21 protein-coding genes are annotated in these 24067 nt (G+C 60.8%); 8 read left to right on the top strand and 13 right to left on the bottom strand.

Translation table 11 applies throughout. The features are described 5' to 3' along the window. Nucleotides 1-68: 68 nt before the first annotated feature. The 3 genes from FHK92_RS17300 to FHK92_RS17290 form a co-directional block, all read right to left on the bottom strand. Nucleotides 69-1175, bottom strand: coding sequence for an NADH:flavin oxidoreductase/NADH oxidase (locus FHK92_RS17300; protein ID WP_181289122.1), 1107 nt, complete (start codon nucleotides 1173-1175; stop codon nucleotides 69-71). A 364-nt stretch (nucleotides 1176-1539) separates the two neighbouring features. Continuing rightward, nucleotides 1540-3249 (bottom strand): single-stranded-DNA-specific exonuclease RecJ, encoded by a 1710-nt coding sequence (gene recJ, locus FHK92_RS17295; RefSeq protein WP_181289121.1) that lies wholly within the window; start codon nucleotides 3247-3249, stop codon nucleotides 1540-1542. Between the two features lie 167 nt (nucleotides 3250-3416). Then, entirely contained in the window at nucleotides 3417-3959 is a 543-nt protein-coding gene (locus FHK92_RS17290; protein WP_181289120.1) for a YaeQ family protein, read from the bottom strand. A gap of 148 nt (nucleotides 3960-4107) precedes the next feature. On the opposite strand from FHK92_RS17290, the gene FHK92_RS17285 reads away from it, so the two are divergent. Then, nucleotides 4108-5307: a CaiB/BaiF CoA transferase family protein gene (locus tag FHK92_RS17285; RefSeq protein ID WP_181289119.1), complete on the top strand. Its 1200-nt coding sequence runs from the start codon at nucleotides 4108-4110 to the stop codon at nucleotides 5305-5307. Between the two features lie 332 nt (nucleotides 5308-5639). Here FHK92_RS17285 and FHK92_RS17280 read toward each other — a convergent pair whose 3' ends face one another. The 10 genes from FHK92_RS17280 to ffh form a co-directional block, all read right to left on the bottom strand. Further along, the gene (locus FHK92_RS17280) at nucleotides 5640-5927 is read right to left on the bottom strand and encodes a DUF3509 domain-containing protein (RefSeq protein ID WP_181289118.1); all 288 of its coding nucleotides are present in this window, start codon (nucleotides 5925-5927) and stop codon (nucleotides 5640-5642) included. 332 nt (nucleotides 5928-6259) lie between these two features. Beyond that, the gene (gene thrC / locus FHK92_RS17275; RefSeq protein ID WP_181289117.1) at nucleotides 6260-7669 is read right to left on the bottom strand and encodes a threonine synthase; all 1410 of its coding nucleotides are present in this window, start codon (nucleotides 7667-7669) and stop codon (nucleotides 6260-6262) included. Between the two features lie 104 nt (nucleotides 7670-7773). Next, the gene (locus tag FHK92_RS17270; protein WP_030139555.1) at nucleotides 7774-9078 is read right to left on the bottom strand and encodes a homoserine dehydrogenase; all 1305 of its coding nucleotides are present in this window, start codon (nucleotides 9076-9078) and stop codon (nucleotides 7774-7776) included. Between the two features lie 132 nt (nucleotides 9079-9210). Then, nucleotides 9211-9942 (bottom strand): DsbC family protein, encoded by a 732-nt coding sequence (locus FHK92_RS17265; RefSeq protein WP_030139556.1) that lies wholly within the window; start codon nucleotides 9940-9942, stop codon nucleotides 9211-9213. Between the two features lie 296 nt (nucleotides 9943-10238). After that, complete coding sequence (gene xerD / locus FHK92_RS17260; protein ID WP_181289116.1) at nucleotides 10239-11135, bottom strand: site-specific tyrosine recombinase XerD; 897 nt, start codon at nucleotides 11133-11135, stop codon at nucleotides 10239-10241. Between the two features lie 132 nt (nucleotides 11136-11267). Continuing rightward, nucleotides 11268-11618: a 50S ribosomal protein L19 gene (gene rplS, locus FHK92_RS17255; protein WP_030139558.1), complete on the bottom strand. Its 351-nt coding sequence runs from the start codon at nucleotides 11616-11618 to the stop codon at nucleotides 11268-11270. 45 nt (nucleotides 11619-11663) lie between these two features. After that, nucleotides 11664-12437: a tRNA (guanosine(37)-N1)-methyltransferase TrmD gene (gene trmD, locus FHK92_RS17250; protein ID WP_181289115.1), complete on the bottom strand. Its 774-nt coding sequence runs from the start codon at nucleotides 12435-12437 to the stop codon at nucleotides 11664-11666. Beyond that, on the bottom strand, nucleotides 12419-12955 hold the full coding sequence (rimM, locus tag FHK92_RS17245; RefSeq protein WP_030139560.1) for a ribosome maturation factor RimM: 537 nt from the start codon (nucleotides 12953-12955) through the stop codon (nucleotides 12419-12421). Before rimM ends, trmD begins: the two co-directional genes overlap by 19 nt. Before the next feature lie 5 nt (nucleotides 12956-12960). Further along, nucleotides 12961-13212, bottom strand: a complete 252-nt coding sequence (gene rpsP / locus FHK92_RS17240; RefSeq protein WP_003198088.1) for a 30S ribosomal protein S16 — start codon at nucleotides 13210-13212, stop codon at nucleotides 12961-12963. A 251-nt stretch (nucleotides 13213-13463) separates the two neighbouring features. Continuing rightward, nucleotides 13464-14840 carry a signal recognition particle protein gene (gene ffh / locus FHK92_RS17235; protein ID WP_030139561.1) on the bottom strand — a complete coding sequence of 459 codons (1377 nt, stop codon included), beginning with the start codon at nucleotides 14838-14840 and terminating at the stop codon, nucleotides 13464-13466. A 196-nt stretch (nucleotides 14841-15036) separates the two neighbouring features. Between ffh and FHK92_RS17230 the strand changes: the two genes are divergently transcribed. The 7 genes from FHK92_RS17230 to cmoB all read left to right on the top strand — a co-directional run bounded on the left by FHK92_RS17230 (nucleotide 15037) and on the right by cmoB (nucleotide 23917). Next, complete coding sequence (locus FHK92_RS17230; protein WP_181289114.1) at nucleotides 15037-15849, top strand: cytochrome C assembly family protein; 813 nt, start codon at nucleotides 15037-15039, stop codon at nucleotides 15847-15849. Nucleotides 15850-15861: 12 nt separating this feature from the next. After that, entirely contained in the window at nucleotides 15862-17103 is a 1242-nt protein-coding gene (locus tag FHK92_RS17225; protein WP_181289113.1) for a CNNM domain-containing protein, read from the top strand. Nucleotides 17104-17547: 444 nt separating this feature from the next. Beyond that, on the top strand, nucleotides 17548-18861 hold the full coding sequence (locus tag FHK92_RS17220; protein ID WP_181289112.1) for an MFS transporter: 1314 nt from the start codon (nucleotides 17548-17550) through the stop codon (nucleotides 18859-18861). Nucleotides 18862-19102: 241 nt separating this feature from the next. Then, nucleotides 19103-21517, top strand: a complete 2415-nt coding sequence (gene lon / locus FHK92_RS17215; RefSeq protein WP_258232678.1) for an endopeptidase La — start codon at nucleotides 19103-19105, stop codon at nucleotides 21515-21517. A 208-nt stretch (nucleotides 21518-21725) separates the two neighbouring features. Next, complete coding sequence (locus FHK92_RS17210) at nucleotides 21726-22118, top strand: protease inhibitor I42 family protein (RefSeq protein WP_181289111.1); 393 nt, start codon at nucleotides 21726-21728, stop codon at nucleotides 22116-22118. 102 nt (nucleotides 22119-22220) lie between these two features. After that, a complete protein-coding gene (gene cmoA, locus FHK92_RS17205) occupies nucleotides 22221-22964 on the top strand; it encodes a carboxy-S-adenosyl-L-methionine synthase CmoA (RefSeq protein WP_181289110.1) in 744 nt (247 codons plus the stop codon). After that, nucleotides 22961-23917 (top strand): tRNA 5-methoxyuridine(34)/uridine 5-oxyacetic acid(34) synthase CmoB, encoded by a 957-nt coding sequence (gene cmoB / locus FHK92_RS17200; RefSeq protein ID WP_181289109.1) that lies wholly within the window; start codon nucleotides 22961-22963, stop codon nucleotides 23915-23917. Before cmoA ends, cmoB begins: the two co-directional genes overlap by 4 nt. The last annotated feature ends 150 nt before the right edge of the window (nucleotides 23918-24067 follow it).

Below are 24067 nucleotides of genomic sequence, written 5' to 3'. Positions count from 1 at the left end.
AATAATCCAGCCCAATAACAAAAAGCCCCAGCCAATGACGACCGGGGCTTTTTGCTTTTATCAGGCCCTTAGTCCCGCAAATCCGACTCATGGATCGGCTGGTCCCGATGCGTCGCCCGCTGGTACTGCGCGGGCCAGGTGGCCTTGCGTCCGCCCAGGTCATCATCGGCATGCAGTGCCCAATACGGATCGCGCAACAGCTCCCGAGCCAGGAAGATGATATCGGCCTGGCAGGTACGCAAAATGTGCTCGGCCTGGGCCGGTTCGGTGATCATGCCCACGGTGCCGGTGGCGATTTCCGACTCCTTGCGTACCCGTTCGGCGAAGCGCGTCTGATAGCCCGGGCCGGTGGGAATTTCCGCATTCGCGGCGGTGCCGCCCGACGACACGTCAATCAAGTCCACCCCCAGCATCCTGAAGCGGCGCGCCAACTCCACGGTTTCATCCGGGTTCCAACCGTCTTCGACCCAGTCGGTGGCGGAGACCCGCACGAATACCGGAAGCTCTTCAGGCCAGACAGCCCTGACCGCCTCGGTCACTTGCAACACCAGCCGGATGCGATTTTCGAACGAGCCGCCATATTGATCGCGGCGCTGATTGCTCAACGGCGAGAGGAATTGATGCAGCAGGTAGCCATGGGCCGCATGGACCTCGACGACCTTGAAGCCGGCGGTCAAGGCGCGCTTGGCCGCGTCCACGAATGCCTGGATGACGTCGGCGATCTGCGCCTCGTCCAGCTGAACCGGTTGGGTGTGCTGCGGATCGAAGGCGATTGGCGACGGGCCGACCGGCACCCAGCCACCGTCCTCCGGCTTAACGCTGCCATGCTTGCCCAGCCATGGCCGCCAGGTGCTGGCCTTGCGACCGGCGTGGGCGAGTTGAATGCCCGGCACCGCCCCTTGTGCGGTGATGAAGCGGGTGATGCGCTGTAGCGGCTCGATCTGTTCGTCGTTCCACAAGCCCAGGTCCTGGGCGGTAATGCGACCATCGGCGGTGACGGCGGTGGCTTCGGTGAACACCAGCCCGGCGCCCCCCACGGCGCGGCTGCCGAGGTGCACCAGGTGCCAGTCGTTGGCCAGGCCATCGGCGCTCGAATACTGGCACATCGGCGAGACGGCGATGCGATTGGGCAGGGTCAATTGACGAAGGGTATAGGGTTCCAGCAGCAGACTCATGGGGCACCTCTCGAATCAGTGGGCAGGCTCCAGGGTTCTGTTTGAAAAGTCGACGAGTGACAAAAGGCGCAACACCCGCCCCCGCGGGCAAAGAAACAGACAAGACGTCACAAGGGCTATCAAGCAGTGCTTAGAGACTAGTCGACAACCTGGGAGGAAGCAGGGTTCAGACCTGAAAAACTGACGGTGTGACGCAACGCCACTCGCTGGAGGCCTGCTTGCATTCTGTGGCGAGGGAGCTTGCTCCCGCTGGGTCGCGAAGCGGCCCCCTGAATTCCAGTCATCACATCGCAAGGGGACGCTAGCGCGTCCAACGGGAGCAAGCTCCCTCGCCACAGAGTCAGACACAGGATATTGGGGGTGTCTATCGCGGTTCGATATGGGCAATCATCAACTGCACCGTTTCCTGGCCGCGAAACTCGTTGAGGTCGAGCTTGTAGGCGAGTTCTACCCAGCGCACGGTAGGGTTTGGCCAGATCTCACGGTCGATGCCAAAGGCAATGCCATCGAGCTTCACCGAGCCGCACTCGCTCTTGAGCACGACCTTCAGGTGCCGCTCGCCCACCACGCGCTGCTCGACCAACTGGAATACGCCATGGAACATCGGCTCGGGGAAATGCTGGCCCCAAGGGCCGGCGTGACGCAGCGCCCGGGCCAGTTCCAGATGAAACTCCTCCACCGCCAGGGTGCCGTCCGACAAGAGTCGTCCGGTCAGGTCTTCTTCGCGCAATTGCCTGCGCACTTCCGCGTCAAACGCCTCGGCGAACAACGGAAAATTTGCCTCGGGCAACGTCAATCCCGCCGCCATGGCATGACCGCCGTATTTGCTGATCAACGTCGGATGCTGTGCCGCGACGACACTCAGCGCATCGCGAATATGAAAGCCCGCTACCGAGCGGCCAGAGCCTTTGAGCAAACCGTCCCCGGCATCGGCAAAGGCAATGGTCGGACGGAAATACCGCTCTTTCATCCGCGAGGCGAGGATGCCGATGACCCCTTGGTGCCACTGCGGATCGAACAGGCACAAACCGAACGGCATCGACTCCACCGGCAAGTCCTTGAGCTGGGCCAGCGCTTCGCGCTGCATGCCCTGCTCGATGGATTTGCGATCCTGGTTCATGCCGTCCAGTTGCGCCGCCATTTCCCGCGCCAGCGCCGGGTCATCGGTGAGCAGGCATTCGATGCCCAGGCTCATGTCGTCCAGGCGCCCCGCCGCATTCAGTCGCGGGCCGAGAATGAAACCGAGGTCAGTGGACGTGATACGCGATGGGTCGCGCTTGGCCACTTCCAGGATCGCCTTGATCCCGGGACGGGCGCGGCCGGCGCGAATACGCTCCAGGCCCTGGTGCACCAGGATCCGGTTATTGGCGTCCAGGGGCACCACGTCGGCGACACTGCCCAGCGCCACCAGGTCCAGCAGTTCGCCGATGTTCGGCTGGGGCTTGGTGGCATACCAGCCCAGGCTGCGCAAACGCGCCCGCAGCGCCATCAGCACGTAGAAAATCACGCCGACGCCTGCCAGTGCCTTACTGGGGAATTCACAACCCGGTTGGTTCGGGTTGACGATTGCGTCGGCCGCCGGCAACTCGAGACCGGGCAAGTGGTGATCGGTAACCAGCACTTTGAGACCCGCCGCTTTCGCCGCCGCCACGCCTTCGACGCTGGAGATGCCGTTATCCACGGTGATCAGCAGCTGCGGCTCACGCTCCAAAGCGACTTCAACGATCTCCGGAGTCAGTCCGTAGCCATATTCGAAGCGGTTGGGCACCAGGTAATCGACATGGGCCGCACCGAGCAGGCGCAGGCCCAATACCCCTACCGTACTGGCAGTCGCACCGTCGGCGTCGAAATCGCCAACGATCAGGATGCGTTGACGTTGCTCCAGCGCCGTCACCAAGAGGTCCACTGCGGCATCAATGCCCTTGAGCTGTTGATAGGGAATCAAGCGCGCAAGGCTTTTATCCAACTCAGCCACCGATTGCACGCCTCGGGCGGCATACAGGCGGGTCAACAGCGGCGGCAGGTCACCGAGCAATGGCAGGGTGTCGGGTAACTGGCGGGGTTCTATGCGCATGGGGGAGACAAAAACTTCTCTTTAAAGTGGGAATCCTTGTGGCGAGGGAGCTTGCCCCGCTAGGCCGGGCCGGCGCTCCAGCGCGCAGCGGCCCTCCTATTGTGGGCGCTGCGCACCCAAGCGGGAGCAAGCTCCCTCGCCACGGTGAATCTATGCAATATGACCCTTCAACCACGCTCGCCGAGCAACCACTGCAGTTGCACTTCGTGCTGGCCACGGTCGTCGGTCACGAAAATCGTGCCTTCGCTGATCATCACGTCCCACTTGATGACCCGGGGCATGTCCTGGGCCAGGGTTTCGAGGACTTCCTGGGGCACGGCGGCGATGTTCACGTTTTTCAGCGTCTTCACGGCGGGAATGACCTTGCCTTCCCAGACACGCAGGCTGCCATAGGCCAGCAGGCTGGTGCGCTCGGTGCGGCGCGAGCACCACGTCAGGCGATCGGCGTCCGGCTGGCCGACTTCGATCCAATGCAGCACGCGGTCGTCCAGGCTTTTTTCCCACAACGCAGGCTCATCGACGTCTGACAGACCACGACCGAACGACAGCAGCTCGTTGTACCAGAACGCGTAGGCCAACAGGCGCACGGTCATGCGCTCCTCGGTTTCCGAAGGATGGCGGGCGATGGTCTGCTTTACGCTCTCATACACGCTGCGGTCGAGGTCGGTGAGGTTCAGTTCAAACTTGTAGGTCGTGGACGGCTGGGCCATGAACGGGCTTCTTGATACGAGGAAAGGCGGCAAGTCTAACCGATGACACGGACAATCCACGAATTGCCGACCATCAACCTGCGGCGACTGACCTTGGCCTATGATAAAACGCTGTTCTCGTTCCGCCTTTGTCCTACAAGGATTCGTTATGTCGCTTACTGCCAAACCCCTTGCCGGCGTCAAGGTCATCGAACTCGGCACCCTTATCGCCGGCCCATTCGCCTCGCGCATCTGCGGTGAATTCGGCGCCGAGGTGATCAAGGTCGAATCGCCCGATGGCGGCGATCCACTGCGCAAGTGGCGCAAGCTGTATGAAGGCACGTCCTTGTGGTGGTTTGTCCAGGCGCGCAACAAAAAGTCCCTGACGTTGAACCTCAAGCACCCCGAAGGCTTGGCGATCCTCAAACAGCTGATCGGCGAAGCAGATATCCTGATCGAAAACTTTCGCCCCGGCGTGTTGGAAAAACTCGGCCTGGGCTGGGACGTGTTGCACGCACTGAATCCAAAGCTGGTAATGGTCCGGCTTTCGGGTTTCGGCCAGACCGGGCCGATGAAGGATCAACCGGGGTTTGGCGCCGTTGGCGAATCCATGGGCGGCCTGCGCTACATCACCGGTTTCGAGGATCGTCCGCCGGTCCGCACGGGAATCTCCATCGGCGACTCGATTGCCGCGCTCTGGGGCGTGATCGGCGCGCTGATGGCCTTGCGTCATCGCGAGGTGAATGGCGGAACCGGACAAGTGGTGGACGTGGCGCTGTATGAAGCGATATTCGCCATGATGGAAAGCATGGTGCCGGAATTCGATGTTTTCGGTTTCATCCGCGAGCGCACCGGCAACATCATGCCCGGTATCACCCCGTCGTCCATCCATACCAGCGCCGACGGCAAGCATGTACAGATCGGCGCCAACGGTGACGCGATCTTCAAGCGCTTCATGCAAATCATCGGCCGTGACGACCTGGCCGACGACCCGCAACTGGCCAGCAATGATGGACGTGACAGTCGCCGCGACGAGCTCTATGGCGTGATCGACCGTTGGGTCAACTCACTGCCGTTGGAGGCTGTCATCGAACAGTTGAACCAGGCTGGAGTCCCGGCCAGTCGGATCTTCAGCGCCGAAGACATGTTCAGCGACCCGCAATTTCTCGCCCGGGAAATGTTCCTGCAGGCCAAGCTGCCGGACGGCAAGGCGTTCAAGATGCCTGGGATCATCCCGAAGCTCTCGCAAACACCTGGCACGTCCGAATGGGTCGGGCCGGCGTTGGGCGAGCATACGGATCAGGTACTCGACGAGCTCGGCTACGATGCGCAGCGGATCGCCAAACTACGGGCCGATGGCGCTATTTGAGATCCACAGCGAAAGAAATCAATTAGAAGATCAACTGTGGGAGCGAGCCTGCTCGCGAATGCGTAGGGTCAGTCAATGATGTATTGATTGAAACATTGCATTCGCCAGCAGGCTCGCTCCCACAAAGGTTCGATGCTGCTTAGCGAGATATAACGAGCCGGACCATAAATCCCAGGCAAAAAGAAACCCCGAGAAGTGGGGAGACAACTCGGGGTTAAACGTGACCATTCAGGTCCGTACAACAAGCGACAAGCACCGGAGCACAATGCTTGCTCTTGTTGGTAAAAGGTCTGACTCACTAGGATGTAGGAAGGTTCCCTAGGAAATGTCGCTCAATTCGGGACGCTCATGACCTTGTCGCGCGCCAGATTGCGCAATGCCGCGATCACGCAAGGCTCCAAGCGGCCTTCGGCGATCATCACATCGCGATGCAGGCCATCGACCACGTCGGTCAGTTGGCGCTTGTCAGCCAATTGGGCTTGATTGAACGCTCGCTCGACCATGATGGCGCCCGAGCGGTTCTTCAGCGTCACCAGGCACTCGCCCTTGGTACCGGAGGGAGTGAGCGTGACCTGATACGGGCTCAAGGCTTCATTCAGCAACAGGCTGATACTTTCCATTCGATCACCCTTCATTAGTCCGAAAAAACAACTGCACAGTAAGTGACCGCTGGGCCTGGCAGAAAGTTCGCCAGCGCAACGAAGCGCCACACCCGTGGCCTGTTCAAACGAGCATGCGCGTCCAATGTGACAGGCAGATGCACACCGTTTTCATTCTCGACGGTGGCGTGGGCTTCCCGCCTCTCCAAGTGCCCTCGCCTCCCCGCAGGTCTTGACCGTGCGCAGCTCGACCGTCATCCATCGCCAGGGTGATTGAAAACCCGACCAATCTGGCATGCAGAAACAAGAAAGCCCGTCAGGAGACGGGCTTCAAATGTAGCAGATGACGGTGGTCAGAGGGGCTTGCCGCGATTGCCATGCTGGCTGACAAAGGCCTGCACGGCTTTCAGGTCGTTTGGCAAAACGGTGCAACGCTCGTTTCGCTCAAATAAATCAGAAAGATGTGCAGGCAGTTCGAGCGCTTTTCCTACGCCCGCCTTCTCCACGGCTTCCGGAAACTTGACCGGGTGGGCGGTGCCCAGGATGACCATCGGGATGTCCAGGCTGCGACGGCACTCCCGCGCAGCCCTCACACCGATGGCGGTGTGCGGGTCGAGCAACTCACCGCTCTGCTCGAACACCTCGGCGATGGTCTCGCAGGTCTGCGCGTCATCCACGGCCAGGGAATCGAACAGCTTGCGGGCCTCGGTCCAGCGCTCGGCCTCGACGCTGAAACCGCCGCCCTGACGGAAGCTGTCCATCAGGCTGGCGATCGCCGCGCCGTTGCGACCATGCAGATCGAACAACAAGCGTTCGAAGTTCGACGACACCATGATGTCCATCGACGGCGACAGCGTGGCGTGCAGGGTTTCCTTCACGTACTGGTTGCCGCTCATGAAGCGGTGCAGGATATCGTTGCGGTTGGTCGCGACGATCAGTTGATTGATCGGCAGGCCCATGTTGCGCGCCAGGTAGCCGGCGAAGATATCGCCGAAGTTGCCGGTAGGCACCGAGAACGATACCGAACGGGCCGGGCCACCCAATTGCAGGGCTGCGTGGAAGTAATAGACGATCTGGGCCATGATCCGCGCCCAGTTGATCGAGTTCACCGCCACCAGCCGCGTGCCCTTGAGGAAACTCTGGTCGGCGAAGCTCGCCTTGACCATTTCCTGGCAGTCATCGAAGTTGCCTTCGATGGCAATGTTGTGGATGTTTTCGCCGAAGATAGTCGTCATCTGCCGGCGCTGCACTTCCGAGACGCGGTTGTGCGGGTGCAGGATGAAGATATCGACGTTCTCGCAATGCTTACAGCCTTCGATGGCGGCCGAACCGGTGTCGCCGGAAGTCGCACCGACAATCACCACGCGCTCGCCACGTTTCTGCAGCACATAGTCCAGCAGGCGGCCGAGCAGTTGCAAGGCGAAGTCCTTGAACGCCAGGGTCGGACCGTGGAACAACTCCATGACCCATTCGTTACCGTTGAGCTGACGCAACGGGGCGATGGCATTGTGGGAAAAGATGCCATAGGTCTCTTCGAGGATCTTCTTGAAATCGGCGTCCGGAATGCTGCCGGCAACAAACGGGCGCATCACGCGGAAGGCCAGCTCGTGGTACGGCAGGCCGGCCCAGGAGGCGATTTCTTCCTGGGTGAAACGCGGCAGGTTCTCCGGCACGTAGAGACCGCCATCCGTGGCCAGGCCGGCCAGCAGGACATCTTCGAAATTCAGGGCCGGTGCCTGGCCGCGGGTGCTGATATAGCGCATAGGGGCAAACCTTCGGTTTGAGCTTCAAGCCTCAAGCTACAAGCGGCAAGTAAAAAGCGGCTCGGCTTTTACTTGCGGCTGGCAGCTTATGGCTTGCCGCTTTATTAGTTCAAATGTTCGACACGGATACGGACCACTGGGCCAACGACGCCCTGCAGCGCTTCCAACGCGGCAATCGCATCGTTGATACGCTGCTCGACCACACGGTGGGTCAGCAGGATCATCGGCACCAGGCCGTCGTGTTCCTCGACTTCCTTCTGCATGATCGACTCGATGTTGATGCCACGCTCCGAAAGAATGCTCGCCACCTGGGCCAATACACCCGGATGGTCCTTGGCCTGAATGCGCAAGTAGTAGGCACTTTCGCAGGCGTCGATCGGAAGAATCGGATGGGCCGACAACGAGTCCGGCTGGAAGGCCAGATGCGGCACACGGTTTTCCGGATCCGAGGTCATGGCGCGAACCACATCCACCAGGTCGGCAATCACCGAGGACGCCGTTGGCTCCATGCCAGCACCGGCGCCATAGAACAGCGTCGAGCCGGAAGCATCGCCATTGACCATCACCGCGTTCATCACGCCGTTGACGTTGGCGATCAGGCGATCCGCTGGGATCAGCGTCGGGTGTACGCGCAATTCGATGCCACTGGCAGTGCTGCGCGCCACGCCCAGGTGCTTGATGCGGTAGCCCAGGGCTTCAGCATAGTTCACGTCGGCCGTCGTCAGCTTGGTGATGCCTTCGGTGTAGGCCTTGTCGAACTGCAGCGGAATACCAAAGGCGATGGAAGCCAGGATCGTCAGCTTGTGCGCCGCGTCGATGCCTTCCACGTCGAAGGTCGGATCGGCCTCGGCGTACCCCAGGGCCTGGGCTTCGGTGAGTACATCCTCGAAGGTGCGACCTTTTTCGCGCATCTCGGTGAGGATGAAGTTGCCGGTGCCGTTGATGATCCCCGCAACCCAGTTGATGCGGTTGGCCGAGAGGCCTTCGCGAATCGCCTTGATCACCGGGATACCCCCGGCCACGGCGGCTTCGAACGCCACGATCACGCCTTTCTCGCGTGCCTTGGCGAAAATCTCATTACCGTGAACGGCGATGAGCGCCTTGTTCGCGGTGACCACATGCTTGCCATTCTCGATGGCCTTGAGTACCAGCTCTCGGGCAACGGTATAGCCGCCCATCAGCTCTATCACGATGTCGATCTCAGGGTTCGTGGCCACTTCGAAGACATCGTTGGTAATCGCAATACCGGTCGTCTGGAACTGAGGCTTTGGCGTGCGCATGGCAATTTGTGCCACTTCGATTCCACGCCCGGCACGACGAGCAATTTCCTCGGCGTTGCGCTGAAGTACGTTGAAGGTGCCGCCACCGACGGTACCTAACCCACAGATGCCTACTTTGACCGGATTCACTCTTGACTCCCCATGAAACGGCCGACGCAAGGTCGGCCGTGAAATACAGCCGCGCAGCAACGCGACTTTGTGTTTAACGGCCCGACGAAGGTTTTCGCCGAGCCGTGATCTTCAAAAGCGGATCGACCCTGGTCATTTTGCGCTCAGGGCCAGTTTGGCGACTTGCGGCGCCGGCTGATAGCCCGGAATCACCTGGCCGTCCGCCAGAACGATAGCCGGCGTGCCGTTGACGCCGATGGACTGGCCGAGGGCGAACTGCTTGGAAACCGGGTTCTCGCACTTGGCGGCCTTGATTTCCTTGCCGTCGACCATCTTGTCCATGGCCGCCTTCTTGTCCTTGGAGCACCAGACCGCCTGCAACTGCTCGTCGCCCGGCGAACCCAGGCCTTGGCGCGGGAACGCCACGTAGCGCACTTCGATGCCGCGCTTGTTCAGTTCCGGCACTTCGGCGTGCAGCTTGTGGCAATACGGGCAGGTGGTGTCGGTGAATACGGTGATGTGCGATTTGGTCTCGCCGATTGCCGGGTAGACCACGGTCTCGGCAACCGGGATGCCGTTGATCAGCTTGGAGATGCCCTGGCGCTCGGTGATCTCGGTCAGATTGACCGGCTTGCCGTCCTTGAGCGCGAACAGGTTGCCTTGGACGATGTACTGGCCGTCGGCGCTGGCATACAGCACGCGGCTGCCCTTTAGCTTGACTTCATACAGGCCGGACATCGGGCTGGCGGTAATGGCTTCGATCGGCACTTCGAGCTCAAGGTTGGCCAGGCTCTTGCGGATAGCCTGGTCGGCCGCGTCATCGGCGATGGCAAAGGTACTGGCCAGCGCAATGGCGGCGGCGGTGAACATCTGGATCAAACGCATGGGGACTCCTGAGGCGAACAAATGGGACGAGGAAACGCCGACCCGCAGATTCGGGTTCCAGCCGCCCACCGTGCAAACCGGGAAAGCCTACCACATAAGGGTGGCGTGGCCGAATGCCGGTGACACACGACGTTTTGTATCACATACAGAATTGATGGCGGCTGACACACAGCTATCGCGAGCAAGCTCGCTCCCGAACTTTGATCGGTGCCAGCCGGGATCGCGCGCCCAATACGGATCCCTGTGGGAGCGAGCTTGCTCGCGATAGCGTCAGCATTGATAACATCGCGGCAGGCTCAGCCGCGGGGATGGTGCTTGGCGTGCAAGTCCTGCAACCGCGCCCGGGCCACATGGGTGTAGATCTGAGTTGTGGATAAATCGCTGTGCCCCAGCAGCATCTGCACCACCCGCAAATCGGCGCCGTGATTGAGCAGGTGCGTGGCGAAGGCATGCCGCAAGGTGTGCGGGGAAAGCGATTTGTTGATACCGGCCACCTTGGCCTGGTGCTTGATGCGGTGCCAGAAGGTCTGGCGGGTCATCTGCTCGCCGCGCAGGCTGGGAAACAGCACATCGCTGGGACGCCCACCCAGCAGATCATGACGGGCGTCGCGCATGTAACGCTCAACCCAGACGATCGCTTCCTCGCCCATCGGCACCAGGCGCTCCTTGCTGCCCTTGCCCATCACCCGCAGCACACCCTGGCGCAGGTTGACCTGCTCCAGCGTCAGGCTGATCAACTCGGTAACACGCAGGCCACAGGCATAGAGAACTTCCAGCATGGCCCGATCACGCTGGCCGATGGGGTCGCTGAGGTCCGGGGCCGCCAGCAATGCCTCTACGTCCGCCTCCGACAAGGATTTGGGCAGCGGACGTCCCAGTTGCGGCATTTCCACGCGCAAGGTCGGGTCCACCGCGATCATCTTTTCCCTTAGCAAATAGCGATAAAACCCACGCAACCCGGAGAGGAATCGTGCGGTGGAGCGCGGTTTGTAATTCTGCTCCAGGCGCCACGCCAAATGATCAAGGATCAACTCCCGGCCGGCGTTGGCCAGTTCCAGGTTTTTTTCCTGCAACCAGCCGTTGAACAGGGCGAGGTCGCTGCGGTAGGCGCCGCGTGTGTTATCGGACAGCCCCTTTTCCAGCCACAGGGCGTCGAGAAACTGGTCTATGAGCGGATGATCGATGGCGGGCATAAAAACTCTTGAAGGATACGAGCACACACGGCGTCGAAAGGGAACATGAAGCTATGCAGGGTGCTCAAAGCGCAAATCGCAGGCAACAAAAAAGCAGCCCGCAGGCTGCTTTTTTTGCATCGGAAGCTGGACTTAAGCCAGTTTTTCCTTGATGCGAGCTGCTTTACCCGACAGGTCGCGCAGGTAGTACAGCTTGGCTTTACGCACGTCACCGCGACGCTTCACAGCCATGCTGTCGATTTGCGGGCTGTAGGTCTGGAAAGTACGCTCTACGCCAACACCGTTGGAGATTTTGCGAACGGTGAATGCACTGTTTACGCCGCGGTTACGCTTGGCGATGACAACGCCTTCGAACGCTTGCAGACGCGCACGGTCGCCTTCCTTCACTTTCACCTGAACGACAATGGTGTCGCCCGGGGCAAAGGTAGGGATCTCTTTGGTCATCTGCTCTGCTTCGAGTGCAAGGATGATTTTGTTAGTCATGCTGTGCTCCTAAGGCAAGTCAACGGACTTACCATCGATACGTTGTTAACTATCGTCCCGCTCGCGGATGTATTCCTCGAGCAGCTTCTTCTCTTCTCCAGAAAGCGAGCGGCTTTCCAGAAGATCGGCGCGTCGTTCATAGGTCCGACCAAGGGACTGCTGTAAACGCCAACGCCGGATATGCGCGTGGTTGCCACTTAGCAACACGTCGGGAACACGCTGATCCGCATACACCTCCGGTCGGGTGTAGTGCGGGCAATCCAGCAGACCATCCGTAAAGGAATCTTCCTCGGCGGAATCCGCATGCCCTAAAGCTCCAGGCAGCAGTCGTGTAACCGCATCGATCAGGACCATCGCCGGCAGCTCGCCACCAGACAGTACATAGTCGCCAATCGACCACTCTTCATCGACATGAGCTTCAATGAAACGCTCGTCAATGCCTTCATAACGGCCGGCAATCAGGATCAATGCATCCGAATTCGCCAGCTCGCGTACCGCCGACTGAGTCAGCTGACGGCCTTGGGGCGACAGGTAGATTACCTTCGCACCCTCCCCGGCTGCCGCCCTGGCCTGAACCAGTGCATCTTCCAGGGGCTTGATCTTCATCACCATGCCCGGACCACCGCCAAACGGGCGATCGTCCACAGTGTGATGCCGATCCGTGGTGTAGTCTCGCGGATTCCAACAGGTGAGCTGCAACAGCTCCTGTTTCACCGCGCGGCTGGTTATGCCGTATTCGCTGATGGCGGAAAACATCTCGGGAAACAGCGTGATGACTTCAACGCGCAAATTAGCCACGTTTAGAAATCCGCATCCCATTCCACCTTCATCTCGCCTGCTTCAAGGTCGACTGCCAACACGCATTGCTCGGTATAGGGCAACAGGCGTTCGCGATCATCCAGGCTGCCGACGCAAGGCTTGACCACCATGACATCGTTCGAACCGGTCTCGAGCAGGTGATCGATCTTCCCGAGCAATTGCCCGAGGTGGTCGATGACCTTCAGACCCACCAGCTGGTACCAGTAGTACTCGCCGTCGGTCAGTTCAGGGAACAGGTTGCGCGGCACGCAGATCTCATAACCGGCCAGAAGACGTGCTTCTTCACGATCATCGAGATCCTTGAGCTTTGCGACCAGGAACTTGTCGTTCCCGCGTCCGCTGACCAGCTCCACCTGTTTCACGCTACCTTCGCGCTTGAGCGTCCAGGTTTTGTAGTCCAACAGGTTCTTGATCGGATCAGTAAAGGAATACACCTTCACTTCGCCGCGAACGCCATGTACAGAGTAGATCTTGCCGACAACGATCAAATCACCGGCATCTTTTGGCGTCGCGTTCATATTGCTCAGGCCGCGGCCTTAGCCGATTCCTTCAACAACTGAGCAACGCGCTCAGAAGGTTGTGCACCAACGCTCAGCCAGTAGGCTACGCGCTCTTGGTTCACGGACAGACGAACTTCCTGACCACGGGCAACTGGGTTGAAGAAACCAACCTGTTCCTTGTGGGAACCGTCACGCGGGTTGCGGCTGTCGGTTACGGTCAGGTGGTAAAACGGGCGCTTTTTGGAGCCGCCAAGGGCAAGACGGATTGTTAGCATGTGAACATCGTTCCTGTAGTCGGTGCTGCAAATCTAAATGCACAGCGGGCATAGGTGCCCGAAAGGCCGCATATTCTAAGGAATATCCGGACTTTTGCAAATGACTTTTTCCGGCGCCTGGCGCCGTGCAATCAAGATCTGCCATGAAGCCGTCATGAAAACCGGCTGGTCAGCTCCCGCATAGTGCGGGTTTGCTGGAGATCCCCGCTTCCGTGCGGGGCAACGCCGACATGACAGCCGGCGCAGATTCTTTACATTTTCGGCATGCCGCCGCCGGGCAACATACCGCCCATGCCGCGCATCATCTTGGCCATTCCGCCCTTGGCGGAGAATTTCTTCATCATCTTCTGCATCTGCTTGTGTTGCTTGATCAAGCGACCGATGTCCTGCACCTGGGTACCGGAACCCATGGCGATACGGCGCTTGCGCGAACCGCTGATCAGCTCAGGGTCGCGGCGCTCGGCCGGGGTCATGGAGTTGATGATGGCTTCCATCTGCTTGAACTGTTTTTCAGCCGCGCCCTGGGCATTGCCCATCTGCGCCAGGTTCACGCCACCGATGTTCGGCAGTTTGTCCATGAGGCCGCCAAGGCCGCCCATGTTCTTCATTTGTTGCAACTGATCGCGGAAGTCCTCGAGGTCGAAGCCCTTGCCCTTCTTCAGTTTCTTGGCCAGTTTGTCGGCCTTGTCCTTGTCGAGGGTCGCTTCCGCCTGTTCGATCAGGCTGAGCACGTCGCCCATGCCGAGGATGCGCGAAGCGATACGCTCGGGGTGGAACGGTTCGAGCGCTTCGCTCTTCTCGCCCATGCCGATGAATTTGATCGGCTTGCCGGTGATGGCGCGGACCGACAGCGCAGCACCGCCACGGGCGTCGCCGTCGACCTTGGTCAGGATCACGCCGGTGAGCGGCAGCGCATCACCGAACGCCTTGGCGGTGTTGGCGGCGTCCTGGCCGGTCATGGCATCGACGACGAACAGGGTTTCCACTGGATTGATCGCGGCATGCAGCGCCTTGATCTCGCCCATCATCTCTTCATCGATGTGCAGGCGACCGGCGGTATCGACGATAACCACGTCGATGAACTTCAGCTTCGCTTCCTTTATAGCCGCCTGGGCGATGTCCACCGGCTTCTGGCTCAGGTCGGACGGAAAGAATGTCACGCCGATGTCGTTGGCCAGGGTTTCCAGCTGCTTGATCGCCGCCGGACGGTAGATGTCCGCAGACACCACCATCACCGACTTTTTCTTGCGCTCTTTAAGGAAGCGCGCCAGCTTGCCGGCAGTGGTGGTCTTGCCCGCGCCCTGGAGACCGGCCATCAGCACGACCGCTGGCGGTACGGCGCTCAGGTTTAGGTCTTCGTTGGCGGCGCCCATCAGGCTTTCGAGCTCGGCCTGGACGATCTTCACGAAGGCCTGGCCCGGCGTCAGGCTGCGCGACACTTCAGTGCCGACGGCGCGTTCCTTCACCGAATTGACGAAGTCCTTGACCACCGGCAGGGCGACGTCGGCTTCGAGCAACGCCATGCGCACTTCGCGCAGGGTGTCTTTGATGTTGTCCTCGGTCAGTTTCGCCTTGCCGGTGACATGGCGCAGCGTCTGCGAGAGACGGTCGGTTAGGTTTTCAAACATGCGCGATCCTTTCAGGCCCAGATGAGACCGGGATAATGGCGGCCCAGACCGTGAAATATGTGCTCGGCGAGCCTGCGGCGTGGGCAGGTCGCGGATTATAGCGAAGAAGCGTGCGGCGTACACCTTGCAGTGGTCTTTCGTGTGGAGGGGGTTCTATGCCAAACTCAGCGCCTTTCGGGCTTGCCTAACAGGACTTATGCTCCCCTTGTCACCCAGTTTGCTTGCTTCCCTCGCCGCCGCCTGCCTGTACGCCGCTGCGACCCTCTATCAAGGCACCCGCCTGGCCTCCGGCGCCAAGGCGAACAAACGCCTGCTGGTCACGCTTGGCGTGCTGGCGGTGCTCGGCCATGCGGCCAGCCTTTTTACCCACTTGATGACGCCGATCGGCCTGGGCCTGGACTTCTTCAACGCCGCCAGCCTGATTGCCGTCGCGGTGATTGCCCTGACGCTGCTGGCCTGCTCGCGCATCCCAGTGGAAAACCTGCTGGTGCTGTTGTTCCCGCTGGGACTGGCGACGGTGTTGCTGGCGCAGTTCGCGCCGTCGGGCACGGTGCAGATCATCGACGAAGAGCCGGGCATCCTCGCCCACATCCTGCTGTCGATCCTCGCCTACGGCCTGTTCACCATCGCCGTGTTCCAGGCGCTGTTGCTGCTGGTGCAGGACCACCAGCTCAAAAACAAGCATCCGTCCGGACTGATTCGCAACTTCCCGCCGCTGCAAACCATGGAAAGCCTGTTGTTCGGTTTCCTCTGGGCCGGCTGGACCCTGCTGTCGCTGTCGCTGATCTCCGGCTGGCTGTTCGTCGAGAACCTGTTCGCCCAGCACCTGGTGCACAAGACTCTGCTGGCGTGCCTGGCGTGGGTGGTGTTCAGCGTGCTGTTGTGGGGCCGCAACCGTCTCGGCTGGCGTGGCCACAAGGCGATTCGCTGGACACTGGCGGGGTTCTGCCTGCTGATGCTGGCGTACTTCGGCAGCAAGTTGGTCCGCGAATATATCCTGCATATCTGACGGACGAGTCTGATGGAGAGCCTGCCCGTAGGGCCCATGTTTGCAGTAATGGTCGTACTGATCCTCTGGTCGGCCCTGTTCACGGCCATCGAAGCCGCCCAGCAATACTTGCTGGCCCGACGCCGGGCCTCGCGCGCCAATGACAAACCGCTGGCACGCCTGAGCTTCCCCTTGGCCAGCCTGATCCTGTGCAATACCTTCTGCCGCACCCTGGCCGTAGTCATCGCCACGTTGCTGGCACTCTTCACCTGGCTGGAAAACGGCCCCTGGCTGGCCTGGCTCGGCACCAGTGCGGCCCTGCTGGTGTTTGCCGATTACCTGCCACGCACCTTGGCGAGCCGTTTTCCCGATGCCGTATTGGGCTTGGGCAACACGTTGCTCGGCATACCACTGAAAATTCTCTACCCCGCCGCCTGGCTGCTCAATGGCCTCAGCCAATTGCTGCTACGCCCCCTTGCCCGCAAGGCCCGCGCCGTCCAGCAAAGCGACGATGAACCATCCCCAACACCCCTCGCCGAACAGGAACAAGAGCAGGGCAACGGTCGCGTACACCCGATTTCCGGCATCCATGCGCTGGACAACATCACCGTCAACGACATCCTCGTGCCCCGCAGCGAGGTGGACGGGATCAACCTGGACGACCCCATCGGCGAGATCATTGAGCAGTTGCGCCTGAACCGGCGCACCCGGCTGCCGGTGTTCCACAGCGACATCAACCAGGTCGAAGCGGTGCTCAATACCCGGCAGATCCGTCATATGCTGGCGGATGCGAGCCTGACCCAGGAGGCGCTGCTGGCCGCCTGCCACGAGCCGTACTTCGTGCCTGAAAGCACACCGCTGCAATTGCAGTTGCTCAACTTCCACAAACAGCAGCGGCGCCTGGGCATGGTGGTGGACGAATATGGCGAGGTGCTGGGCATCGTGACCCTGGAGGACATTCTCGAGGAAATCGTCGGCGAGTTCGAAAGCGAGCACAGCCTCGACAACCCGCATGTCCATCCCCAGCCCGATGGACGCTTGATGATCGATGGCGCGGCATCGATCCGCGAACTGAACAAGACCCTCGGCTGGCATTTGCCCTGCGATGGCCCCAAGACCCTCAACGGTTTGGTGACCGAAGCGTTGGAGACCATCCCGGAAAGCCCGGTGTGCCTGAAGATTGGCCGCTATCGGCTGGAAATCATCGAAACCGTCGACAACCGCGTCAGCCAGGTGCTGGTGTGGCATAACAGTACGGTGCCCGCTGTTTCCTGATCCCCCAACAGGCTCAAGGTAAAACACTGTTGTGGCGAGGGGATTTAGCGAAACGTCGCACCGCCCCGCTGGGTCGCGCAGCGGCCCCAAAACCTGCCATCTCGGTGCATCAGATACAACACCGCTTACCTTTTTGGGACTGCTTCGCAGTCCAGCGGGGATAAATCCCCTCGCCACAAAAAGCTCACCGTCAACATTGATATTGTGTGCGTACTCACTTGTTGATTCGTTAGCCTCCTTCTTATACTCAATCCGCTTACCCAGCCCCGCCCGAACCCCGTGCCTACCCTGCACCCGGAAGGTTCCGGGCCGCTCACCGGCACTATCCGCTTCAGCCCTGCGACTGTTCCTACCCGAAACAGCGACAGCGCCCACCCCACATCCCTGGGTGTTCGACCATAATAATTCGCTCCAACGGAGCACATGACTGTCAGGGATAACCGAATGACAACCACCACCTGCAACGACGCCGTGCCTGTCCAGCCGACCAATTCGGCCAGCCGCGTGGCGACCGCGAGCTTCATCGGCACCGCCATCGAGTTCTACGATTTTTACGTCTACGCCACCGCCGCCGCCCTGGTGATCGGGCCGGTGTTCTTTCCGCAGACATCAGGCACGGCGCAGATGCTGTCGTCCTTCCTGACCTTCGGCATCGCCTTCCTTGCCCGTCCGCTGGGCTCGGCGCTGTTCGGCCATTTCGGCGACCGCATCGGGCGCAAATCGACACTGGTGGCATCGCTGCTGCTGATGGGTGTCTGTACAACCCTCATCGGTGTGCTTCCCGGCTACGCCAGCATCGGCGCCTGGGCCCCCATCCTTCTGTGCCTGCTGCGTTTCGGCCAAGGGCTGGGGCTTGGCGGCGAATGGGGCGGCGCGGCCTTGCTGGCCACCGAGAACGCGCCCAAAGGCAAGCGCGCCTGGTTCGGCATGTTTCCCCAGTTGGGCCCCTCCATCGGCTTCCTGGCGGCGAACGGGTTGTTCTTGACCTTGGCCATGACGCTGGATGACGAGCAATTCCGTTCCTGGGGCTGGCGGATTCCGTTCCTGCTCAGCGCCGTACTGGTGATCGTCGGCCTGTACGTCCGCCTCAAGCTTCACGAGACGCCGGTGTTCGCCAGTGCCATGGCCCGCCAGGAACGGGTGAAAATCCCCTTGGTCGAGCTCTTCAGCCAGTACTGGGCGCCCACATTGCTTGGCGCGGCCGCGATGGTGGTGTGTTACGCCCTGTTCTATATTTCCACGGTGTTTTCCCTGAGCTATGGCGTAGCGAGCCTGGGCTACAGTCGCGAGACGTTCCTTGGCCTGCTGTGCTTTGCGGTGTTGTTCATGGCCGCCGCGACACCACTGTCGGCCTGGGCCAGCGACCGGTTTGGGCGCAAGCCGGTGTTAATCGGCGGCGGACTGCTGGCGGTTGCATCGGGCTTTCTCATGGAGCCATTGCTGACCCAAGGATCAACGGGAAGCGTGGCGCTGTTCCTGTGCATCGAGCTGTTCCTGATGGGCGTGACCTTCGCCCCGATGGGCGCGTTGCTGCCGGAGCTGTTTCCTACGCACGTGCGCTACACCGGTGCGTCGGCAGCCTACAACCTGGGCGGAATCGTCGGCGCTTCGGCGGCGCCGTTCTTCGCCCAGAAGCTGGTGGCGATGGGTGGCCTGAGCTACGTCGGCGGGTACGTTTCCGCAGCCGCCGTGCTCAGCGTGATCGCGGTGATGTGCCTGAAGGAAACGCGTCACAACGACTTGAACCGGGTCGCCTGACGCGCCTCTGTAGGAGCTGCCGCAGGCTGCGATCTTTTGATCTTTTGATCTTTTGATCTTTTGATCTTTTGATCTTCCGCTTGAAATTCAAGCGTCAGGGAAAAGATCGCAGCCTCGCTTCGCTCGGCAGCTCCTACGGGCCAACGCCCTCCAATGAAATAGCCGTTAACAATCGCCCCCCATTGAAACCACCCCCCACCTGCCCCATCTAAGACCCCATACCCCATTGCGCAGGTGCCCCATGAGCGACCAGCACTCTACTGAAGCCACCAACGAATACGCTGAATCCGAGCACATCGAACACACTTCCTCCGGCACCGGCCTGGCCTTGCCTGGCCAGAACCTGCCGGACAAGGTCTACATCATTCCAATCCACAATCGTCCGTTCTTCCCGGCCCAGGTGCTGCCGGTCATCGTCAACGAAGAGCCGTGGGCCGAAACCCTGGAATTGGTAGCCAAGTCCGAGCATCATTCCCTCGCGCTGTTCTTCATGGACAGCCCGCAGGAAGACCCGCGTCATTTCGACACCTCGAAACTGCCGCTCTACGGCACGCTGGTTAAGGTCCACCACGCCAGCCGTGAAGCCGGCAAATTGCAGTTCGTCGCCCAGGGCCTGACCCGCGTACGCATCCGCACCTGGCTCAAGCATCATCGCCCGCCGTACCTGGTGGAGGTCGAGTATCCGCATCAGCCCAGCGAGCCGACCGATGAGGTCAAGGCCTATGGCATGGCGTTGATCAATGCGATCAAGGAATTGCTGCCGCTCAATCCGCTGTACAGCGAAGAATTGAAGAACTACCTCAACCGCTTCAGCCCCAATGACCCATCGCCCCTGACAGATTTCGCCGCCGCACTCACCTCTGCCACCGGCAGCGAATTGCAGGAAGTCCTCGATTGCGTGCCGATGCTCAAGCGCATGGAGAAAGTCCTGCCGATGCTGCGCAAGGAAGTCGAAGTCGCGCGGCTGCAAAAAGAGATTTCCGCCGAGGTCAACAGCAAGATCGGCGAACATCAGCGCCAATTCTTCCTCAAGGAACAGCTTAAGGTCATCCAGCAGGAGCTGGGACTGACCAAGGACGACCGCAGCGCCGATCTCGAACAATTCGAGCAGCGCCTGGAAGGCAAGGTCCTGCCCGCCCAGGCCCAGAAGCGCATCGAAGAGGAAATGAACAAGCTCTCGATCCTGGAGACCGGTTCACCGGAATACGCCGTCACGCGCAATTACCTGGATTGGGCGACGTCGGTGCCGTGGGGCGTGTACGGCCAGGACAAGCTCGACCTCAAGCATGCCCGCAAGGTACTCGACCAGCATCACGCCGGCCTGGACGACATCAAGGACCGCATCCTCGAATTCCTCGCCGTGGGCGCCTATAAAGGCGAGATCAGCGGCTCCATCGTCTTGCTGGTAGGCCCGCCGGGCGTGGGCAAGACCAGCGTGGGCAAATCGATCGCCGAATCCCTCGGGCGTCCCTTCTATCGTTTCAGTGTCGGCGGCATGCGCGACGAAGCCGAGATCAAGGGCCATCGGCGCACCTACATCGGGGCCCAGCCGGGCAAACTGGTGCAGGCGCTCAAGGACGTCGAAGTGATGAACCCGGTGATCATGCTCGACGAAATCGACAAGATGGGCCAGAGCTACCAGGGCGACCCGGCGTCCGCGCTGCTGGAAACCCTCGATCCCGAGCAGAACGTCGAATTTCTCGACCATTACCTGGACATGCGCCTGGACCTGTCCAAAGTGCTCTTCGTGTGCACCGCCAACACCTTGGACTCGATTCCCGGCCCGCTGCTGGACCGCATGGAAGTGATTCGCCTGTCGGGCTATATCACCGAAGAAAAGGTCGCCATCGCCAAGCGCCATCTGTGGCCCAAGCAATTGGCCAAGGCTGGCGTGTCCAAGGGCAGCCTGAGCATCAACGACAGCGCCCTCAAGGCGCTGATTGACGGCTACGCCCGTGAAGCTGGTGTGCGCCAGTTGGAAAAACAACTGGGCAAACTGGTGCGCAAGGCGGTGATGAAGCTGATCGAGGAGCCAAAAGCGGTGATCAAGCTTGGGCCGAAGGACCTCGAGGCCTCCCTGGGCAAACCGGTGTTCCGCAACGAGCAGGTGCTGTCCGGCGTCGGGGTGATTACCGGCCTGGCCTGGACCAGCATGGGCGGCGCCACCTTGCCGATCGAAGCAACGCGCATCCACACGCTCAATCGCGGATTCAAGCTGACCGGGCAACTGGGCGAGGTGATGAAGGAGTCGGCGGAAATTGCCCACAGCTACGTCAGCTCGCACCTGAAGCAGTTCGGCGGTGATCCAAAGTTCTTCGACGAGGCCTTTGTCCACCTGCACGTACCGGAAGGCGCCACGCCGAAGGACGGGCCGAGTGCCGGCGTTACCATGGCCAGCGCCCTGCTGTCCCTGGCGCGCAACCAGCCACCGAAGAAAGGCGTGGCCATGACTGGCGAATTGACTTTGACCGGGCACGTGCTACCGATTGGCGGCGTACGCGAGAAGGTCATCGCGGCGCGTCGGCAGAAGATCAATGAACTGATCCTGCCGGAAGCCAACCGGGGCAACTTCGAAGAACTGCCGGACTATCTGAAGGAAGGCGTCACGGTGCATTTCGCCAAGCGGTTTGCGGATGTGGCGAAAGTGTTGTTCTGATGTTTCTCTAGCGGCTGTACCGGCCTCATCGCGAGCAAGCTCGCTCCCACAGGGTTTGGTGTGGATCACAAATGCTGTGAACACCACTAATCCACTGTGGGAGCGAGCTTGCTCGCGATGGCGGCATCAGCAACAACACATGCCCACCTGACACACCTGGTAGCATCTTCGGTTATGCTCGCCGTTCGTCGTGAATGCCGGAGTCCTTATGTCCATCACCCGCCTGCTCGTCCCAGTCAGCCTCGCCCTGCTGAGCGCCTGCGCCACACAGCCGAAACAAAACGTGACGCTGGAAAAGCAGAGTCAGTGCCCTGTGCGACTCAATAGCGGGCAGAACCTGATCCTGAGCCTGCCGAGCAACCCCACCACCGGCTATCGCTGGAGCATCCAGGACTCGGCCGGCGGCGTTCTGAAAGGCCTTGGCCCGGAGGTCTATCGCAACCCCGAAGACGCTGGCGTGGTCGGCGCCGCAGGGGTATCGACCTGGCGTTTCCAGGCGTTCGCGGGTGGCACCGGGCGCTTGCGCCTGACTTATCAACAGCCGTGGGCACCGGAAGTGCCGCCCGTGGAAACCTTTGATTGCGCCATTTCGGTGAATTGAGCTGGGGTTGGCTGATAGGCGAATGTCCATTTGAAAGCCGCACAGAACCGATGATTTTCTGGTTAAAATGCCGGCCTTTTCGCCCCAGCCGCTGGAACCGCCGTGAGCAAAGAACCCGATCGCCTGTTCGCCCAACCCTTGGCCCAAGTGCCTGACTTCGCCTTCAACGAAGATGTGGTGCGCGTCTTTCCGGACATGATCAAGCGTTCGGTGCCGGGTTACCCGACCATCGTCGAGAACCTCGGCGTGCTCGCGGCGCAATTTGCCCAGCCCAACAGCGTGCTCTATGACCTGGGATCGTCCCTCGGCGCGGTGACCCAGGCCCTGCGCCGCCATGTGCGCACCGACGGTTGCCGGGTGATCGCGGTGGATAACTCGGCGGCCATGGTCGAGCGTTGCCGGGAATACCTCAACGGCCAGGACTCGATGTTCCAGGAGTTGCTGCCAGTAGAGGTGATCGAGGGCGACATCCTGGCCCTGGCATTCCAGCCGGCCTCGGTCGTGGCGTTGAACTTCACCCTGCAATTCATCGCGCCGGACCAGCGCACCGCGCTGCTGAGCCGCATCCGCCAATCGTTGCTGCCCGGTGGCGCCCTGATCCTTTCGGAGAAGCTGCGCTTCAACGATGCCGAGGAACACGCGCTGCTCACCGACCTGCACGTGGCGTTCAAGCGCGCCAACGGCTACAGCGAACTGGAAATTGCCCAGAAACGCAGTGCCATCGAAAATGTCATGAAGCCCGACAGCCTCGAAGAACACCGCGAGCGCCTGCTGGCGGCCGGGTTCTCGAAAGTCGTGCCGTGGTTCCAGTGTCTTAACTTCGCCTCGTTGATTGCCTTGCCATGATTGATCTGTCTCCCCTCGCCCGCCATCTGGCCGGCACGCCCCTGGCCGATTGGGCCACGACGCTGCAGGCGCAGCTGGACGCCAAGATGGAAAAGGGCCACGGCGATCTGGAGCGTTGGCAAAGCGCGCTCGATGCGCTGCCTGTCTTGCAGCCCACCACCGTGGATCTGCTGAACGGGCTGACATTGGATGTCGATTGCTCTGACGAAACTCGCGCCCAGATGCGTACCGCGCTGATGGGCTTGTCGCCTTGGCGCAAAGGCCCGTTCGATCTGTTTGGCGTACACGTCGACACCGAATGGCGCTCGGACTGGAAATGGTCGCGCGTCGCACCGCATCTCGATCTCAAGGGCAAGCGCATCCTCGATGTCGGCTGCGGCAATGGCTACTACATGTGGCGCATGCTCGGTGCCGGCGCGGACACGGTGATCGGCGTCGACCCCAACTGGCTGTTTTTCTGCCAGTTTCAGGCGGTGCAGCGCTACCTGTCCCAGCCCAACGCCTGGCACCTGCCGTTCCCCTTCGAAGCCCTGCCGCCGGAGCTCGAAGGCTTCGACACGGTGTTCTCCATGGGCGTGTTCTACCATCGCCGCTCGCCGATCGAGCATTTGCTTGCCTTGAAAGATTGCCTGGTCAAGGGCGGTGAACTGGTGCTGGAAACCCTGGTGATCGAGGGTGACGAACATCAGGTGCTGGTGCCGGAGGACCGCTACGCGCAGATGCGCAACGTGTGGTTCCTGCCTTCGGTGCCAGCCTTGGAACGCTGGCTGCGCCGCGCCGGGTTCAGCGATGTGCGCTGCGTGGACGTGAGCCTGACGACCGTGGAGGAACAGCGCAGCACCGAGTGGATGAAGTATCAGTCGCTGAGCGATTTCCTCGACCCCGCCGACCACGGCAAAACCATCGAAGGCCTGCCGGCGCCGATGCGGGCGGTGATTGTGGCGCGTAAATAACCAGTCCAAGCACCACAACCCCCTGTGGGAGCGAGCTTGCTCGCGATGGCGACCTGACATTCAACAGAGATGTCGCCTGACAGACCGGCATCGCGAGCAAGCTGAACTGGTCAAGTAATCCCGGACACCGATTACGGTGTTTATGCCGCT

Source organism: Pseudomonas brassicacearum subsp. neoaurantiaca (assembly GCF_013608025.1).
Taxonomy (GTDB): domain Bacteria; phylum Pseudomonadota; class Gammaproteobacteria; order Pseudomonadales; family Pseudomonadaceae; genus Aquipseudomonas.
Note: the sequence above shows the minus strand (reverse complement) of the source record. Positions and strands in the feature narration are given on the sequence as shown.

Bases quoted from the DNA above. Each gene is read 5' to 3' on its own strand.
- ffh (WP_030139561.1), bottom strand. From the start codon at position 14,840: ATGTTTGAAAACCTAACCGACCGTCTCTCGCAGACGCTGCGCCATGTC.
- thrC (WP_181289117.1), bottom strand. From the start codon at position 7,669: ATGCGCTATATCAGCACCCGCGGCCAGGCACCGGCCCTGAATTTCGAA.
- rimM (WP_030139560.1), bottom strand. From the start codon at position 12,955: ATGAACGCGACGCCAAAAGATGCCGGTGATTTGATCGTTGTCGGCAAG.
- FHK92_RS17210 (WP_181289111.1), top strand. From the start codon at position 21,726: ATGTCCATCACCCGCCTGCTCGTCCCAGTCAGCCTCGCCCTGCTGAGC.
- FHK92_RS17290 (WP_181289120.1), bottom strand. From the start codon at position 3,959: ATGGCCCAGCCGTCCACGACCTACAAGTTTGAACTGAACCTCACCGAC.
- recJ (WP_181289121.1), bottom strand. From the start codon at position 3,249: ATGCGCATAGAACCCCGCCAGTTACCCGACACCCTGCCATTGCTCGGT.
- rplS (WP_030139558.1), bottom strand. From the start codon at position 11,618: ATGACTAACAAAATCATCCTTGCACTCGAAGCAGAGCAGATGACCAAA.
- FHK92_RS17220 (WP_181289112.1), top strand. From the start codon at position 17,548: ATGACAACCACCACCTGCAACGACGCCGTGCCTGTCCAGCCGACCAAT.
- FHK92_RS17280 (WP_181289118.1), bottom strand. From the start codon at position 5,927: ATGGAAAGTATCAGCCTGTTGCTGAATGAAGCCTTGAGCCCGTATCAG.
- FHK92_RS17285 (WP_181289119.1), top strand. From the start codon at position 4,108: ATGTCGCTTACTGCCAAACCCCTTGCCGGCGTCAAGGTCATCGAACTC.
- trmD (WP_181289115.1), bottom strand. From the start codon at position 12,437: ATGGGATGCGGATTTCTAAACGTGGCTAATTTGCGCGTTGAAGTCATC.
- cmoB (WP_181289109.1), top strand. From the start codon at position 22,961: ATGATTGATCTGTCTCCCCTCGCCCGCCATCTGGCCGGCACGCCCCTG.
- FHK92_RS17300 (WP_181289122.1), bottom strand. From the start codon at position 1,175: ATGAGTCTGCTGCTGGAACCCTATACCCTTCGTCAATTGACCCTGCCC.
- FHK92_RS17265 (WP_030139556.1), bottom strand. From the start codon at position 9,942: ATGCGTTTGATCCAGATGTTCACCGCCGCCGCCATTGCGCTGGCCAGT.
- FHK92_RS17230 (WP_181289114.1), top strand. From the start codon at position 15,037: ATGCTCCCCTTGTCACCCAGTTTGCTTGCTTCCCTCGCCGCCGCCTGC.
- xerD (WP_181289116.1), bottom strand. From the start codon at position 11,135: ATGCCCGCCATCGATCATCCGCTCATAGACCAGTTTCTCGACGCCCTG.
- FHK92_RS17225 (WP_181289113.1), top strand. From the start codon at position 15,862: ATGGAGAGCCTGCCCGTAGGGCCCATGTTTGCAGTAATGGTCGTACTG.
- lon (WP_258232678.1), top strand. From the start codon at position 19,103: ATGAGCGACCAGCACTCTACTGAAGCCACCAACGAATACGCTGAATCC.
- rpsP (WP_003198088.1), bottom strand. From the start codon at position 13,212: ATGCTAACAATCCGTCTTGCCCTTGGCGGCTCCAAAAAGCGCCCGTTT.